General features: G+C 61.4%; 15 protein-coding genes. 7 read left to right on the top strand and 8 right to left on the bottom strand.

The genetic code is table 11. The features are described from left to right. Positions 1-155: 155 nt before the first annotated feature. Positions 156-1,223: an IS110 family transposase gene (locus ACSQ9D_RS07650; RefSeq protein ID WP_436283783.1), complete on the bottom strand. Its 1,068-nt coding sequence runs from the start codon at positions 1,221-1,223 to the stop codon at positions 156-158. Positions 1,224-1,436: 213 nt separating this feature from the next. Here ACSQ9D_RS07650 and ACSQ9D_RS07645 point away from each other — a divergent pair, with 213 nt between their 5' ends. The 6 genes from ACSQ9D_RS07645 (at position 1,437) to ACSQ9D_RS07620 (ending at position 8,254) form a co-directional block, all read left to right on the top strand. Then, positions 1,437-2,582 (top strand): citrate synthase family protein, encoded by a 1,146-nt coding sequence (locus ACSQ9D_RS07645; RefSeq protein WP_436281731.1) that lies wholly within the window; start codon positions 1,437-1,439, stop codon positions 2,580-2,582. Between the two features lie 108 nt (positions 2,583-2,690). Continuing rightward, positions 2,691-3,224, top strand: coding sequence for a FecR domain-containing protein (locus ACSQ9D_RS07640; protein WP_436281730.1), 534 nt, complete (start codon positions 2,691-2,693; stop codon positions 3,222-3,224). Between the two features lie 5 nt (positions 3,225-3,229). After that, the gene (locus tag ACSQ9D_RS07635) at positions 3,230-5,089 is read left to right on the top strand and encodes a CHASE2 domain-containing protein (RefSeq protein WP_436281729.1); all 1,860 of its coding nucleotides are present in this window, start codon (positions 3,230-3,232) and stop codon (positions 5,087-5,089) included. 98 nt (positions 5,090-5,187) lie between these two features. Beyond that, a complete protein-coding gene (locus tag ACSQ9D_RS07630) occupies positions 5,188-7,053 on the top strand; it encodes a DEAD/DEAH box helicase (RefSeq protein ID WP_436281728.1) in 1,866 nt (621 codons plus the stop codon). Positions 7,054-7,107: 54 nt separating this feature from the next. After that, complete coding sequence (locus ACSQ9D_RS07625) at positions 7,108-7,539, top strand: GNAT family N-acetyltransferase (protein WP_436281727.1); 432 nt, start codon at positions 7,108-7,110, stop codon at positions 7,537-7,539. A gap of 19 nt (positions 7,540-7,558) precedes the next feature. Continuing rightward, a complete protein-coding gene (locus ACSQ9D_RS07620; protein ID WP_436281726.1) occupies positions 7,559-8,254 on the top strand; it encodes a class I SAM-dependent methyltransferase in 696 nt (231 codons plus the stop codon). Between the two features lie 13 nt (positions 8,255-8,267). On the opposite strand, the gene ACSQ9D_RS07615 is transcribed toward ACSQ9D_RS07620, so the two are convergent. Genes ACSQ9D_RS07615 through ACSQ9D_RS07590 form a run of 6 tightly spaced genes read right to left on the bottom strand, consistent with a single transcriptional unit; the run spans position 8,268 to position 14,221 of the window. Beyond that, positions 8,268-8,684 (bottom strand): ACT domain-containing protein, encoded by a 417-nt coding sequence (locus ACSQ9D_RS07615; RefSeq protein WP_436281725.1) that lies wholly within the window; start codon positions 8,682-8,684, stop codon positions 8,268-8,270. 58 nt (positions 8,685-8,742) lie between these two features. After that, a complete protein-coding gene (locus ACSQ9D_RS07610; protein WP_436281724.1) occupies positions 8,743-9,975 on the bottom strand; it encodes a molybdopterin molybdotransferase MoeA in 1,233 nt (410 codons plus the stop codon). Continuing rightward, positions 9,972-10,472: a cyclic pyranopterin monophosphate synthase MoaC gene (gene moaC, locus ACSQ9D_RS07605; RefSeq protein ID WP_037121975.1), complete on the bottom strand. Its 501-nt coding sequence runs from the start codon at positions 10,470-10,472 to the stop codon at positions 9,972-9,974. The genes ACSQ9D_RS07610 and moaC overlap by 4 nt, the downstream gene beginning before the upstream one ends. A gap of 1 nt (position 10,473) precedes the next feature. After that, the gene (trpC, locus tag ACSQ9D_RS07600) at positions 10,474-11,286 is read right to left on the bottom strand and encodes an indole-3-glycerol phosphate synthase TrpC (RefSeq protein ID WP_047517018.1); all 813 of its coding nucleotides are present in this window, start codon (positions 11,284-11,286) and stop codon (positions 10,474-10,476) included. Positions 11,287-11,295: 9 nt separating this feature from the next. Further along, entirely contained in the window at positions 11,296-12,312 is a 1,017-nt protein-coding gene (trpD, locus tag ACSQ9D_RS07595; protein WP_436281723.1) for an anthranilate phosphoribosyltransferase, read from the bottom strand. A 16-nt stretch (positions 12,313-12,328) separates the two neighbouring features. Further along, positions 12,329-14,221 (bottom strand): SurA N-terminal domain-containing protein, encoded by a 1,893-nt coding sequence (locus ACSQ9D_RS07590; protein ID WP_436281722.1) that lies wholly within the window; start codon positions 14,219-14,221, stop codon positions 12,329-12,331. Positions 14,222-14,438: 217 nt separating this feature from the next. On the opposite strand from ACSQ9D_RS07590, the gene ACSQ9D_RS07585 reads away from it, so the two are divergent. Further along, positions 14,439-14,720 carry a hypothetical protein gene (locus ACSQ9D_RS07585; RefSeq protein WP_007793703.1) on the top strand — a complete coding sequence of 94 codons (282 nt, stop codon included), beginning with the start codon at positions 14,439-14,441 and terminating at the stop codon, positions 14,718-14,720. A gap of 69 nt (positions 14,721-14,789) precedes the next feature. On the opposite strand, the gene ACSQ9D_RS07580 is transcribed toward ACSQ9D_RS07585, so the two are convergent. Next, on the bottom strand, positions 14,790-15,041 hold the full coding sequence (locus ACSQ9D_RS07580) for a GlsB/YeaQ/YmgE family stress response membrane protein (RefSeq protein ID WP_037121968.1): 252 nt from the start codon (positions 15,039-15,041) through the stop codon (positions 14,790-14,792). Between the last annotated feature and the right edge of the window lie 222 nt (positions 15,042-15,263).

Below are 15,263 nucleotides of genomic sequence, written 5' to 3'. Positions count from 1 at the left end.
GCCGGACAGTTGTTTGCGTCCTTCGGTTCTCGAACCATTCTCCAATGCGTGACCCTGATGCTTGTGGCTTCGGTCACAGAGTGGCGTTCGGCTCCCGGCTTCCCATTCTCCTTGAGGAGCGCAGCCCAGATCCTGCCGGGCTCGCTAAAACACCATCAGGACAGCCGGGATATCGTCGACGCGCCTTCCGTGGTGCCAGTGCCGCGCGGCTCGTAAGCGCGCTGGTCACGCAGAATCTGGAAGGCGATCGTCAAAAGCTTGCGCGCGATGGCAACTCGCGCCTTGTTCACTCCTCTGATCTTCAATTGTTCATACTGGGCGCGAAGCTGCGCATCGGTGGCGATGGCGGGGGTGACGGCTTCGACGAAGGCCCAGCGCAGCCACTTGTTGCCCTGCTTGATGATCTTGCCGTGGAAGGTCTTGCCGCCGGAGGAATAGGTCGAGGGCACGAGCCCGGCATAGGCGGCAAGCTTCTTCGGGTTGCGGAAGCGCGATATGTCGTCGATCTCGGCATCGATCAGCCGGGCGAAGAACTCGCCAATGCCGGGGATCGTCTTCAACAGCTTGACGTTGGCATTGGCCTTGGTCATCGCCCGGATCGTTGCTTCCGACTGCTTGATCCTGATGTCAATGTCGCCGATGAAGTCGAGGCCACGGTCGATCTGGATGCGGTCGATCTCTGAGACGTTGACCTGCGCTAGCTGGACACGGCCGGCCCTGCCGAACAGATCGCCGAGCTTCTTGAGCTGGGCTGTCTGCTCCGGATAGCGATCAAACACCGTGACGATGCGGTTCTTCGTCATTGTGCGCAGCCGCACGTAAAACATCCGTTCGCGCAGCGCGACGCGAAGCTCCCGAGATTTTTCGCCGGGTGCCCAGGCCTCCGGCACCAGGTCGGCTCTAAGCAGATGCGCCAGCACCGTCGCATCGATCTTGTCGGTCTTGATCTTGGCGTCGGCAATCGCCTTGACCTTCCACGGATGGGCGAGAACGACATCATCACAAATGTCGTCGAGCCAGTCATACATCACCATCCAGTTGCGGGTGGCCTCGACCACGGCATGCGAGTTCTCCCGATACCGCTCCAAAAAGCCGCCAAGCGACTGACGGTCATTCTTCACACGGCCAGAGCGCAGCGTTTTACCCGCCGAATCCTGCACCACCAGATGGCTGTAGGATTTGTGGTAGTCGACGCCGATATGGTATTCATAAGAGGCAGTCATGCTTCCAACTCCCTTATTGAGATCTTCGAAACCCCAATAAGGTAAGCCGAAAGGCTGGAAGTGTGACTGTCCCTCGATCATCACCTGCATCTCAGTGATCCGTTCTCTCAGCGGGCGCGGCCTCTTTCATGCCACCTCCTTTACGCAGAGCAGGATCGAGCCTACGTTGATTGACGTCAATCTTGACGTAATTGATCAATGTAAGAGGACAGGATGCCCTGGCTGACCGCCGAGCAGGCGCTTGAGAAACTCGGTACGAAGCCGCAAACGCTTTACGCCAATGTGAGCCGCGGCCGCATCCGGGCAAAACCCGATGCCACCGATCCGCGGCGAAGTCTTTACAGCGCAGCAGACGTGATGCGGCTGGCCGAGCGACACGCGGGCCGCCGAAAGACTGAGACGGTTGCGGCAGACACCATGCAATGGGGCGATCCGGTATTGCCGTCTGCCATTTCCGCCATTTTGGATAGTCGGCTCTACTATCGTGGCCAGGATGCTGCGACCTGGGCTGAACATGCGACGCTCGAGGAGACCGCAGCGCTTCTGTGGAACTCTGGACAGATTGCGGCGGCACCGGGTGAGGCTCTAGAAGCATCACCCTCGCTGGAGCGGGCATTTGTCCTGCTAGCGCAGCGCGTTACCCACGACCTGCCGACCCTCGGACGGTCGCCGAAGGTGCTGAAGGCCGACGCGCAAAGTATCCTGTCGACCGTGGCTGCTGCCTTGGCACCAGATACCACCACTTCGCCATTGCATCTGCGCCTCGCCATGAGTTGGTGCAGGCCTGAAGCCGCCAACTGCATCAGGCGCGCGCTTGTGCTCCTCGCAGATCACGAGCTCAACGCATCGACCTTCGCCACACGGGTGGCAGCCTCTTCAGGCGCAACGCTGTCGGCCGCAGTACTGTCGGGCCTCTCGACCTTGACCGGACCACTCCACGGCGGCGCGTGGCAGGGCGTCGCCTCATTGATCGAAGACGTCGACGCCCTCGGGGCCGGCGCGACCGTACGACAGGCGCTGACGCAGGGAAGGTCGCTCCCCGCGTTCGGCCACCCGCTCTATCCGGACGGAGACATCAGAGCAAAAGCGCTGATGTCGCAGTTCGCCTTACCGCCGAGCTACGCCAAGCTGGCGGCGGTGGGGCAGGAAATCATCGGAGAATGCGTCAACATCGATTTCGCGCTAACGGCGATGACTGCTATTTTTAATCTTCCTGACAATGCTCCACTTGTGATCTTCGCGCTCGCTCGAACCGTCGGGTGGCTCGCTCATGCCATGGAGCAGGTCGAGAGCGGCCATCTCATTCGTCCAAGAGCGCGCTATACTGGTCCGGCAATCGAAACACCGCTCAAGGCATAGACTATGTCGGATAGCCGTTGACGTTTCGGCATGCGTGCTGCAGCAATCAGCGTATGATGGCCGCCGCGCACCGGGGGTCGTCCGATCGTGCATGCAGAGGGGACGGATATGTTTGTAAACTCCAGAATGCTTTTGGCGCTGGTCGTGTGGGTTGGCGCTGCCTGTCTGTTCGCCTCGGATGCAGCGTTTGCGCAAGCCAGCGGATGCACCATGGAGCGCGTGGCGGGGACCTCGCGGCAAGTCATGCGATGCGCGGATGGTGTGACGATCATTGCCGAGGGTGGGGCCCGCTTCAATGTCATCGACCGTAACCGCGATGGGCGACCGGACGCGGTGTCATTGCGCAACAAGGCCGTGCTCGTGGATGTCGACCGCGCCAAGCGACCAGACGGATTCGAAGTGGTCACGCCACAGGCGATCGCGGCCGTCCGCGGCACGCGCTGGGCCGTCGATGTCAAGAGCGGCACGACGTCCGTCTTTGTCGTCCGCGGCCGCGTCGCGGTCGGTCGTCCCTCGGCGGGACGGCGGGTCACGTTGAATGTGGGCGAGGGTGTTGACGTCACGCGAGGCAGCGGCCCGCTGACCGTGCGCCGCTGGCCACCGGCCCGCGCTGCGACCCTGCTTGCCCGCCTTGGCCAATAGCGCCGATGCAGGGCAGACGGCTCCTGATCACGATCGCGCTGCTGCTCTCCGCACTCTGGGGCGGGCTTCTCGGCTATATGCATCTTTCGGGCAGTGTGAGTTTCCTCGACCGCCTCGAGGCTTCGCTCACTGATCTGCGAAGCACTGTTATCGGCGCGCGAGTGCCTCCGCCGATCACCAGCATCGTCGCAATCGACGATCAGACCGCCGCCGACAACGGCTATCCGCTCAATCGGGCGACGCTCGCCCGCGTAGTGGCCGCCGTCAGCGCCTTGAAGCCGAAAGTCATAGCACTCGATCTCTTGCTGGTTGATCCAGGATCGGACGAGGGCGATGCGGCGCTGACTTTGGCGCTGCAGCAGACGCCCAGTGTCATCGCCGCCGCCGGCGTTTTCCCAAAAGACGTACAAGTGGTCAGTCACGACGCCAACGATCCGCTGGCGGCGATACCGACGGCCAGCCAGATGCTGTTGCCACTTAGCCGCTTTTCCGACGTTGCGGCCGTCGGCGTGGTCAACGTCGCCACCGATGAGTCCGGCACACCGCGCTTCATTCCGCTGATCTCTCGCTGGATCGAGCGTGTCGATGCGTCGTTTCCGCTGCGGGTCGCGTCGCTGGCACTCGGTATCAATCCTGCGTTCTCACCCGGCGGGCTTGCGCTCGGTGATCGGCATTTGCCGACCGACAACGGGCAGAGACTGCCCATTACCTTCTACGGCCCACGCGGCACCATTCCGACCTTCAGCGCTGTGGACGCACTGGCCGGCAAGCTTCCCGCCAAGGCGATCGAGGACAGGATCGTCGTGATCGGCTCCACGGTGACCGCCGGCGGCGACGTCTTCCCGACGCCATTCGATCCGGTATTGCCGGGCGTGGAAGTGATGGCGACTGCAGCGACACATCTGATTGCCGGCGACAGCATCGTCAGAGACCGCAATGTGCGTTTGCTCGATTCGCTCATAGCCGTGGCTCTGCCACTACTTCTGATCAGCCTGCTTGCGTGGCGGCGCAGTGCCATTGGCTATGCCATCATTGCCTCCGCGGCGGTCGCATGGGCCGCCTTGAACATTGCCGCCTTCGCGCATGGCTACTGGTTCAGCGCAGCACTGCCCATCGCAGCAGCCCTGCCGCCGGTGCTGCTCTTCGGCGCCGCGGAGATCTGGATGGATCGTCGTCAGGCCGCGCACTTCGCGGCGCAAAGCGATCTCCTGCAGCGCATCGAGGCACCGGGCCTGGGCGAGTGGCTCGCGCGCGATCCGAACTTTCTCGCAAAACCGATCCGGCAGGACGCTGCGGTCATCTTCATCGACCTCTCCGGCTTCACGGGCTTGAGCGAGGCAATCGGCGCGACGAATGTCCGCGAAGTTCTCAGCGATTTCTTCGAGCTGGTCGACGCGGAGGCGCGCTCGCATGGCGGGGCGGTCACCAGCTTCATGGGCGATGGTGCGATGATTCTCTTCGGTTTGCCGCAACCGGCCGACGACGACGCTACGCGGGCCGCCGCCTGCGCAGTCAGCCTGTGTGAGCGGATGCGGCCCTGGCTCGTCGCCAATCCGGCCCTTCGCGGCCGCAACACCGGTTTCAAGGTCGGGGCTCATTGCGGTCCGGTCGTCGCCTCGCGGCTCGGGAGCGGCAATCGCCAGCAAATTACCGCCACCGGTGACACCGTGAACGTCGCGAGCCGCCTGATGGAGGTGGCAGCAGCACGTGGCGTTGAACTGGCCTTGAGCGCGGCATTGATCAAAGCGGCTGGGGCGGATAGCGTGCCGCTTCGCTCTGGCCGGCTCGAAGGCCCCGCACAAGCGCGCATTCGAGGCCGAAGTGAAGGCATCGATGTATGGCTCTGGCAGGGACATCCGCTTTGACATTTGCCGTCTGACGAAGTAGGAACGGCCCAACTTCTCTGCTGGCAACTGCCGGCCAGAGCGCAACATGCGCGTGAGACTTCCGAAAGATAGACAACATGACAAATTTTAACGGCGTCGTTCCGGCGATCGCCAAGGCGTTGGTGAAGCGCGGCTATAGCGAGCTGACGCCAGTCCAAAAGGCCATGCTCGACCCGGCGCTTGCTGCGTCGGACGCCCTCGTTTCGGCCCAGACCGGCTCCGGCAAGACCGTCGCCTTCGGCCTCGCGCTGGCGCCCACATTGCTTGAAAACGGGGACCGTTTTGGGCCCGCAGCCGAACCGCGGGCCCTCGTGATCGCACCGACGCGAGAGCTCGCGCTTCAGGTCAAGCGCGAACTTGAATGGCTTTACGAAGCAACGGGCGCGCTGATTGTCAGCTGCGTCGGCGGCATGGACATCCGCAGCGAGCGCCGCGCGCTGGAGCGTGGCTCCCATATCGTCGTCGGTACGCCCGGTCGCCTCTGCGATCACATCCGCCGCGGCGCGCTCAATATTTCCGCGCTTAAGGCTGTCGTGCTTGATGAAGCCGACGAAATGCTCGATCTCGGATTCCGAGAAGATCTCGAGTTCATTCTCGATTCCTCGCCCGATGATCGTCGGACGCTGATGTTCTCAGCGACGGTTCCGGCGGCCATCGCGAAACTTGCGAAGAGCTATCAGAAGAACGCGGTCCGGATTGCGACGGCAGCCGAAGAAAAGCAGCACGGGGACATCGAGTATCGGGCTCTTGTCGTGTCACCGAGCGATCGCGAAAACGCCATCATCAATGTTCTGCGCTACTATGAAGCGACCAACGCCATCGTGTTCTGTTCAACGCGCGCCGCGGTCAATCATCTGACTGCTCGCTTTCACAACCGCAACTTCAACGTCGTCGCGCTGTCTGGCGAGCTGACGCAGAACGAACGTAGCCATGCGCTGCAGGCGATGCGTGATGGACGCGCCCGCGTTTGCATCGCCACGGACGTTGCAGCCCGCGGGATCGACCTGCCGGGCCTCGACCTCGTCATCCACGCCGACCTGCCGACCAATCCGGAGACCCTGCTTCATCGCAGCGGCCGAACGGGCCGGGCCGGCCGCAAGGGTGTCAGCGCACTGATCGTGCCGCTGAACGTTCGCCGGAAGGCCGAACGCCTTCTAGCCAATGCAGGCATCTCCGCCGCGTGGGCACGTCCGCCGTCGGCCGAAGAGGTCACAGCACGCGACGAAGCGCGTCTGCTTGCAGACCCGATCTTCGAGGAAGCGCCGAGCGAGGAAGCTCAGGACCTGGTCAAGCGGCTTCTCGATGCGCACGGGGCCGAAAAGCTCGCCGCCGCCTTCGTCAACCTCTACCGTTCCAACCAGTCTGCACCGGAGGATCTGATCGCGGTCTCGGTCCAGGATAGCCGCGGCGGCAAGCAGCGCGAACACGCCGACGGGCCACGCGAACCGTATCAGAAAGGGCCGCGCGATGATTTCGGGCCTAGCGTCTGGTTTTCGATTTCCGTCGGCCGGAAGCAGAACGCAGAGCCACGGTGGTTGATCCCGATGATTTGCCGAAACGGCAATCTGACGAAGCGGGAGATCGGCGCAATCAAGATGCAGACCGACGAGACCTACGTCGAGATTTCAGCGGCCAGCGCCGACACCTTCCTGCACGCGATCGGTCAGAACAAGACGATGGAGCGCGGCATCCGCGTCACCCCTCTGAACGGCACGCCCGATTTCAACAAGCCCGCTGCCTCGAAGCCCTATGCCGGCAAGAAAGTCTTTGGCGAGCGCCGTGAATTCAGCGACGATCGCCCGAAGGATAAGTTCCGTAAGGAAGCCCGCAGCGATGACGAGCGACGCGATGCAAAGCCTTGGGGCAAGAAGCCCGGAAAGCCGAAGTTCGAGGGCAAGGGCAGTGGTGACCCGAAGCCCAAGTTCTCGAAGAAGAAGGGATGACATCTCGCCGGTGCTACAGCTTTTGTATCGCCGGCAGAGATCGCGGAGAGGACAATGGCAGATACGGTCGTATTGACGGTTCCTGTTTTCAGCACTCTTTGCAACGAAGCGTTCAAGCTGCGGCGCGCGGTCTTCATCGTCGAGCAGAACGTCCCTGGCGATGAAGAGTTCGATGCTTTCGACCTCATCGCGCACCACGTCGTTGCCATAGCGGACGGCGAGGTCTGCGGAACGCTGCGGATCATTCATGCCGAGGAGCATGTGAAGATCGGCCGCGTCGCCGTCGGCAACGCATGGCGCGGTCATGGCGTCGCAAGCGCCATGATGACCTATGCGATGAATGAACACCGATCAGTCCGTGAGAACCGATTTTATCTGACCGCGCAAAGCGACAAGATAGCTCTCTACAAGCGCTTTGGATTCGTCGCCTTCGGCGATGAATTTCCCGATGGCGGGATGCCGCATCTGGCGATGAAGAACTATTGATCGGGCGAGCGGGAAGCGAATGAGCGGAGTGCACCGTCGTGAGGACAGCCCAGATTCCCGCGCTCTTTGCGGGGCGGACGTTCGCACCTTTATCGTCGAAAACCTGCATCTGAAGCCGGCATCAGGCTTGCCTGAGATACTGCTCTATACGGCTCATCCCGGCAGCGGGCTCTCGCGCCTCAGAGCCAACGACGCGGAGGATCCACCGCCGTACTGGGCCTATAGCTGGGCCGGAGGAACCCTGATTGCCAGACACATTCTGGAGCATCCAGATATCGTTCGCGATCGCCGCGTCCTCGATCTCGGCGCAGGTTCCGGCGTCGTCGGGATCGTGGCGCGAAAATGCGGAGCATCCCGGGTGATCGCAGCGGAGATCGACAGGAACGCCACCTCGGCAATCGGTCTCAACGCGGAAGCGAACGGTGTGACAGTCGAAGTAACGAGCACCGATGTTCTCTCAAGCGCCCCACCCGACGTGGATGTCATTCTTGCGGGGGACGTCTTCTATAGTGCACAGCTGGTAGCGAGAGTCTTGCCGTTCCTTACTGCCTGTCGCAAAGCAGGCATCGACGTCCTCATAGGGGATCCACGTAGACGGTCGCTGCCGCTCGCGGCTCTAAGGCTTATCGCTGAATATGCTGTCCCCGATTTCGGCGATGGTTCGACCGGCCAGGCGGCGATTGGCGGCGTCTTCACCCTGGGGGCGGACGGGTGATCAAGGACGACGCTCAGTTGGACGACGCTTCCTGCAGCTGCAGCAAAATCTCCAGCGCCAATTCCGCCATGGCTGCTGGAACAAAGACGTGATCATGATGGTAGGCCGCTACAATGTTGCACGGTATTGAGCGGGCCGCCAACGCCGAGGCAACCGCGGCCGTCAGCCCGACACCTTCCAGCGACGAAAGAACGTCGAGAACGATACGCCGCATCGGCATATCGCAATTGATGCCGAGTTGCTCGGCCCGGTTTTTCGAGAGGATCAGGGAGATTCCTTCGCGCTCGCGAAACCAAGCCAGCGTATCGGGAACCGCAAGCCGAGCTACATCCTCGTCGGGCATCACACAGAATACGAACTCGCCATTCATGAGGGTAGGCGTCATGCCGGACAGCATGGCATGCGTGTCCCGGACGGTCTCCTTCGTCATCTCAATCCTGCTTTCAGTTGGTTGAGCAAATACCCAGCACCACAAATGAAACGGCAGACTAGACGGTTTCAGCCAAGAAGGTCGGTCTTAGCATCATCACAGGGCAGGGACTTCCTGCGGGCAGTTCGGGCGCATGGGGTGGCCGAATGATCAGGCAGTCGGCCCGAGCGAATATCTTCATCATCGACGAGTCCTGCTTGCCGAACGGCTCTGCCGACAGGGCACCTGACGGCAGTCGCGACAGCGTGGCTCGCACATAGTCCTGTCGCTGGTCATTGGCACGGAGCGTTACCGCCGTCTCCACCTTTGCGTCGCGTCTGACCGGCGCAAGTGAGGCAAGCTTGCGAACCAATGGCTCCAGGAACAGCAGCCCGCAGACGAGACTCGATACCGGGTTGCCGGGCAAACCAATAACGTGCGTCTCCCCGAGGCTGCCCACCATTAACGGTTTGCCCGGGCGCATGGCAATCCGCCAGAAATCAAGAGTCATGCCCGCCGCGAGCAGCGTAGCCTGCACCAGATCGTGGTCGCCCACTGACGCGCCGCCGAGCGTCACGATGACATCGACCTCGGCCTGCCGGGCGCGCTCGACCGCCGCCGAAATCGCGGCTTTGTCGTCGGGCACGATCCCGAGATCGAGAACCTCGGCTCCAGCCTTGCGGGCCAGCGCGGCAATACCGAAGGTGCTCGACGCAATGATCTGAGCGGGCGCAGGCGAGCTTCCGGGCGGCAGCAATTCGTCACCGGTGGCGAGCAACGCGACGACTGGCTTGCGCCAGACCTCGAGCGCCGCATGGTTCATGCCGGCGGCCACGGTCAGGCGGGAAAAGTCAAGCGCAGTGCCTGCCTTGAGCACGGCTTCGCCTTCAACAAAATCCTGGCCGCGGGGCCGGATGTGCTGGCCAAGCCGAACTGCAAATGTCGCGCGGATGCCGCCTTCGATTTTCTCAGCATCCTCTTGGAGCAACACGCTGTCCGCGCCTGATGGAACGGGGGCTCCCGTAAAGATGCGCACCGTCTCTCCCGTGCCGACGACACCGTCGAACCCGCGGCCGGCTGACGATGTGCCGATAAGCTTCAGTTCGGCGCCGGGCTCTGGAACATCCTCGCGGCGCAGTGCATATCCATCCATCGCGGACGCGTCGAAAGGCGGCTGGGTCAGCTTGGCCTGAACGTCAGCTGCCAGCACACGGCCCTCGGCCTCCGCCAGAGAAACGGTTTCTCTCGTCTGAACCGGCTTTGCGCGCGACAGCAGACGATCTTGCGCCTCGGCAACGGGGAGCATGCTCATTTGCCGTACTCCGGATGACGAAAGTCTCCAGACTTGCCGCCAGATTTTTCGAGCAGCCTGATTCCCCCGATTTCCATGGCCTTATCGGCAGCTTTGGCCATGTCGTATATCGTCAGGCAGGCAACGGAAACGGCGGTCAACGCTTCCATTTCGACCCCGGTTTTGCCCGTCAGCTTCGCGGTCGCACTGACGCGCAGGCCGGGTAGATCGGCATCCTCCGTGATGTCGACCGAGACCTTCGTAAGCATGAGGGGATGGCAGAGCGGGATCAGATTGCTCGTCTGCTTGGCCGCCATGATGCCGGCAAGGCGGGCTGTGCCGATAACATCGCCCTTCTTCGCATTGCCTGCGCGAATAAGATCGAGTGTCGCCGCTGCCATGCGCACGTAACCTTCGGCTGTAGCAGCCCTTGTGGTCTCGACCTTGTCGCCGACATCGACCATGTGCGCCTCGCCGGAGGCATCAATGTGGGTCAATCCGGATTGGCCCCCGCTCATGTCACTCAGCCGCCAGCACGGCTTCGCCGAAGAGCAGCGCACGCGTGGCTGCCGCAATGTCTTCCTGGCGCATGAGGCTCTCACCAACCAGAAAGGTGTCGATGCCAACCGCCTGGAGACGCTTGCAATCAGCATTCGTGAAGATGCCGCTTTCGCCTACCAGCAGGCGATCCTCGGGAACCATTGGCGCGAGTTTCTCGCTGACCTCAAGGCTGACTTCGAATGTCCGGAGGTTGCGATTGTTGATGCCAACGAGCGGGGACGCGAGTTTCAGCGCCCGCTCCATCTCCTCGGCATCGTGGACTTCCACCAGCACATCCATACCAAGGCCGAAGGCCTCATCTTCAAGGCGCTTTGCATCGTCATCCGAAAGTGAGGCCATGATCAGCAGGATGCAATCGGCACCCCAGGCACGCGCTTCCTGCACCTGATAGGTCTCGAACATGAAATCCTTGCGCAGTGCCGGCAGCGAACACGACGCACGCGCCGTCATCAGAAATTCCGGCGCACCCTGAAAGCTTGGCGTGTCGGTCAACACCGAAAGGCATGCTGCACCTCCGAGTTCATAGGCCTTGGCCAGAGATGGCGGATCGAAATCGGGCCTGATCAGACCCTTGGACGGACTGGCCTTCTTGATCTCGGCGATCAGGCCGTACTGGCCAGCCTCTGACTTCGCAACCAACGAACGGCGAAAGCCGCGCGGCGCCGATTGATCCGCCTGCATCGCCTTCAGATCGGCCAACGACACCTTCGCCTTTGCCGCGGCGATTTCTTCCCGCTTGTAGAGTTCGATCTTCTTCAGGATGTCGGTCATGGCTCTATCCTAGTCGATGTCGTTCGACACGGCGATGAGTTTATCGAGGGCCGCGGCCGTCGCACCGCTGTCCAGGGACTGCGCAGCAAGCCGCATGCCGTCCTGAAGCATCTCCGTCTTGCCTGATATCACCAACGACGCAGCTGCGTTGGCAAGCGCGATATCGCGATACGCGTTCTTTGCGCCGCTCAAGACGTCGCGCAGAGCGGCGGCGTTCACCACACCGTCTCCGCCTTTGATGGCCTCCAGCCGGCAGGGCTCGACGCCGAAATCCGCGGGAGACAGTTCGAACGTGCGGATCTTGCCGTCCTCGAGTGCTGCAACACTCGTCTTTCCGGTGGTCGTGATCTCGTCAAGGCCGTTGCCGTGGACGACCCATACGCTTTCGGAACCGAGATCGCGCATGACCTCCGCAATCGGCACGACCCACTGCGGCGCATACACGCCAAGCAACTGGCGGCGCACACCGGCCGGATTGGACAGCGGGCCAAGCAGATTGAAGATCGTCCGCGTGCCGAGTTCGACGCGGGTCGGACCCACATGACGCATTGCCGAGTGATGCTGCTGGGCGAACATGAAGCCCACACCAGCCTCGCGAATGCAGCGGGAGATCACCTCAGGGCTTACATCCAGCCTGACACCAAGAGCGGCGAGGCTATCTGCTGCACCCGATTTCGAGCTCAAGGCCCGGTTGCCATGCTTGGCCACGGGTACGCCGGCACCGGCGACGATGAGGGCGGCCAGCGTCGAGATATTGTAGGTCCCGCTCGCGTCGCCACCAGTTCCGACGATGTCGATTGCGTCGGCCGGCGCATCAACGGTCAGCATCTTGGAGCGCATCGTCGTCACGGCGCCGACAATCTCGTCGACCGTTTCGCCACGGACGCGCAACGCCATCAGGAAGCCGCCGATCTGCGAAGGCGTCGCCTGACCGGACATCAGAATGTCGAAGGCCTCGCGGGCCTCCTCACGTGTCAGCGGCTCGCGGCTCGCAGCCTTCGCCAAAAGCGGCTTCAGATCTGTCATGCGCTTATGTTCCCCCTTAGCGGACTGCCGCCTGATCGGCGAGAGACTGATTGATCGATGCGCCGTACTGCGTCTGCAGCAGGTTGACCATCTGATCGAGAATGTCATCGCCGGCAGCGTTTGCCGTTGCTGTGATCTGCTGGTCCTGATTGTTGAGCACGTCGCTCGTCGGTTCCGTATTCACTTCAGTGACCTTGAGAAGAATTTGGGTCGTCGGGTCGCCGCCGACGGCATTGGCAACCGTGTCCATCGGACCGGAGAAGGCAGCGGCAACACCGGCACGACCGAGAACCGCATCATCGGTCCCGCGGGTAATGCCGGTCTTGCTTTCGACGGTTATGCCAAGCGGCGCAGCGATATCAGCCAGCGATGTTCCCTTCTGGGCTTGCTGCTTCAGTTCTTCGGCCTTCTTGGCAAGTTCAAGCTTCTGCTGCTCAGCAGTCCAATCAGCGACGGCCTTGTCCTTGACCTCGCTCAGGGGGCGGTCGCGCTCCGGCGTAACGTCGCGGACGTCGAACCAGAGATAACCGTCAGTACCGATCGATAGGGAAGGAGCGTCGGCGCCGGCATCCGTCCTGAAGGCCGCGCCAAGAACCTGCTGCTTGGCCGGAATATCCTTGACCTCGTTGCCGTTCTTGTCGAGACCGGTGGCATCGACGGCCTCGACCACAACAGCCTTGAGCTTGAGCTGCTCTGCAATCTGTTCCAGCGTCGAACCGGAGCCGCGCAGATCCTCGATCTGATCGTGTACGTTAATGAGTTCCTGCGAAGCGTTGGAAACGGCGAGCTGCTTGCGGATCTCGTCCTTGACATCGTCAAGCCTCTTGACACTCTCGGGTTTGATGTTGCTGACGCGCAGGACAACCGGGCCGAAAGTGCCATCCACAACAGGCGTCGTTCCACCGTCTTTTGAGACTGCAAAGGCCGCATCCGCAACGGCTTGATCCGGAACCTTGTCCTTGGAGAACTCGCCCAAGAATACGTCGGTTGACGTCTTGCCCTGATCGGTCACCAGCTGATCGAAAGTCGTGCCGGTTTTCAGCGCGGCCTCGGCGGCATTGGCGAGATCCTTGTTCTGGAAGGTCAGTTGCTCGATCGTGCGGGTCTCTGGTGTGCGGAAGCTGTCCTTCCGCTTTTCGAAGTCCTCGCGGATCTGATCATCCGTGACGGAGGCAGCATCGGCGATATCCTCCGGCTGAAGCTTGAGGAAAGCGACCTTGCGGTATTCCGGTGCGCGATAGCGCGTCTTGGCACCTTCGAACCACTTGGTAAGCACATCCTCGGCAGGCGCCTTGATCGGCTCGATATTGGCATTGGTCAGCAACACGTAGTCGATGCCGCGGCTTTCCTGGCGATAGAGCTTGAGCGCATCGACTAGTGTCTTCGGCGCGGTGAAGCCGTTCGAGACAGCATCGACGATCTGGCTGCGAACGGCAACCTTGCTGCGCTCCTTGATGTAGTCATCCTCGCGGATGCCGGCATTGCGCAGTCGCGACGTAAAGAGGGTGCGGTCGAACTGACCGTTGACGGCCTTGAAGGCCGGATCGTCGCCGATCAGTTGCGCAAGCCGATCCTGCGATAGGCCGAGGTTCATGTCTTCGGCCAACTGATCTAGCGACGCGCCGGCAACCAGCTGCGCCAATACCTGCTGTTCGACACCAAAGGCGCGGGCCTGATCGGGCGTCAGCCGCATACCGAACTGCTGGCTGAGATTTGCGACCTGCCGCTGGTATGCCAAACGGAATTCGTTGACCTCCACGTGCTGGTCTCCGACACTGACGACCGTCGTGCTATTGCCGCCTGATATGAGCGAGCGTGACACACCCCAGATGCCGAAAGAGGCGACCAGAAGCAGCATGAGGAGCTTAGCAACCCAGGTGTGAGCAGCTCTTCTCAGAAGATCGAACATCGAAACGCAAACCTCGCATTATATTCGCCCGTTCGCGGGCAAAGCATTCGACGTTCCTTAGAACAAAGCCGGCAGGAAATGAAGGGTTATCGCGCGAAAACATCTGCGCTATATCTGCAACCACACAGAAGCGCCTTGCGCAGCAAAGGACACCGGATATCGGAACCTTTCCCAGGGCTAATTCGTTGAACAGCATCCGGAAAAAGAGGAGCAGACCATGGCCGATATGAAAACCGCCTCCGCCCAGTCCGCAACCGCGCGTGTGAAGGCGGAGATCGCGGCAGACGATCTTTCCGCACAGGTCGCAGCATTGCGCGAAGACCTTGCACGCCTGTCCGAAAGCGTTGTGGCGCTTGGACACGGCGCCAAGACCGCCGTCGCCGATGAAGCTTCGGTCATGACGGAACGCCTGCGCGACAAGGTAAGGGAGGAGCCTATCTTCGCGCTCGCCGTGACAGCCGGCGTCGCTTATCTTTTCGGATTGATGAGCCGTCGATAAAATCGATCGGCATTTGACGAGAGGAGGGCCGGGCGTGCTGACGCCCGGCTTTTGATTTTGCGTTACTGCCTAGCGACGAATGATCCGGCCAACAGCGATGAGCAGGCAGGCGCCGACAAAGCCGGCGATCAGATAGCCGAGCCAGCCAGCGAGCGCGATGCCCAATCCTGAGAGTATGGCATTTGCGACGATCGCGCCCACGATGCCGAGAATGATATTCATCAACAGCCCCATGTTGCTGTTCATGAACTTTTCCGCGAGCCACCCGGCAATGCCCCCGATTATGATAGCAGCTACCCAACCTACGCCTGCGTCTTCCATATGATTTTCCTTCCAGAGAAACAACGAAGTCAGCGCTCGAGGCAGAAATTGAGGCCCTGCTATAATAGCCAGGCGGTGCGCGGGAGAGACATGTGATTTGGCAATGTAGGATAGGTTCGCAGCGCAAATGGTGGCGTATATGTCAATGCCGGCACTCAGACTCGATTCTCCCACAAGAAAGATAGGCGATCCATTTGGTTACGCAACGCAAATGTGTTCGCC

Source organism: Rhizobium sp. LjRoot258 (assembly GCF_964254185.1).
In the GTDB taxonomy this organism is placed as follows: domain Bacteria; phylum Pseudomonadota; class Alphaproteobacteria; order Rhizobiales; family Rhizobiaceae; genus Rhizobium.
This window is presented reverse-complemented; position numbering and strand designations above follow the sequence as displayed.

Coding starts and splice junctions, on each gene's coding strand:
- ACSQ9D_RS07650 (WP_436283783.1), bottom strand. CDS start 1,223: ATGACTGCCTCTTATGAATACCATATCGGCGTCGACTACCACAAATCC.
- ACSQ9D_RS07645 (WP_436281731.1), top strand. CDS start 1,437: ATGCCCTGGCTGACCGCCGAGCAGGCGCTTGAGAAACTCGGTACGAAG.
- ACSQ9D_RS07640 (WP_436281730.1), top strand. CDS start 2,691: ATGTTTGTAAACTCCAGAATGCTTTTGGCGCTGGTCGTGTGGGTTGGC.
- ACSQ9D_RS07635 (WP_436281729.1), top strand. CDS start 3,230: ATGCAGGGCAGACGGCTCCTGATCACGATCGCGCTGCTGCTCTCCGCA.
- ACSQ9D_RS07630 (WP_436281728.1), top strand. CDS start 5,188: ATGACAAATTTTAACGGCGTCGTTCCGGCGATCGCCAAGGCGTTGGTG.
- ACSQ9D_RS07625 (WP_436281727.1), top strand. CDS start 7,108: ATGGCAGATACGGTCGTATTGACGGTTCCTGTTTTCAGCACTCTTTGC.
- ACSQ9D_RS07620 (WP_436281726.1), top strand. CDS start 7,559: ATGAGCGGAGTGCACCGTCGTGAGGACAGCCCAGATTCCCGCGCTCTT.
- ACSQ9D_RS07615 (WP_436281725.1), bottom strand. CDS start 8,684: ATGACGAAGGAGACCGTCCGGGACACGCATGCCATGCTGTCCGGCATG.
- ACSQ9D_RS07610 (WP_436281724.1), bottom strand. CDS start 9,975: ATGAGCATGCTCCCCGTTGCCGAGGCGCAAGATCGTCTGCTGTCGCGC.
- moaC (WP_037121975.1), bottom strand. CDS start 10,472: ATGAGCGGGGGCCAATCCGGATTGACCCACATTGATGCCTCCGGCGAG.
- trpC (WP_047517018.1), bottom strand. CDS start 11,286: ATGACCGACATCCTGAAGAAGATCGAACTCTACAAGCGGGAAGAAATC.
- trpD (WP_436281723.1), bottom strand. CDS start 12,312: ATGACAGATCTGAAGCCGCTTTTGGCGAAGGCTGCGAGCCGCGAGCCG.
- ACSQ9D_RS07590 (WP_436281722.1), bottom strand. CDS start 14,221: ATGTTCGATCTTCTGAGAAGAGCTGCTCACACCTGGGTTGCTAAGCTC.
- ACSQ9D_RS07585 (WP_007793703.1), top strand. CDS start 14,439: ATGGCCGATATGAAAACCGCCTCCGCCCAGTCCGCAACCGCGCGTGTG.
- ACSQ9D_RS07580 (WP_037121968.1), bottom strand. CDS start 15,041: ATGGAAGACGCAGGCGTAGGTTGGGTAGCTGCTATCATAATCGGGGGC.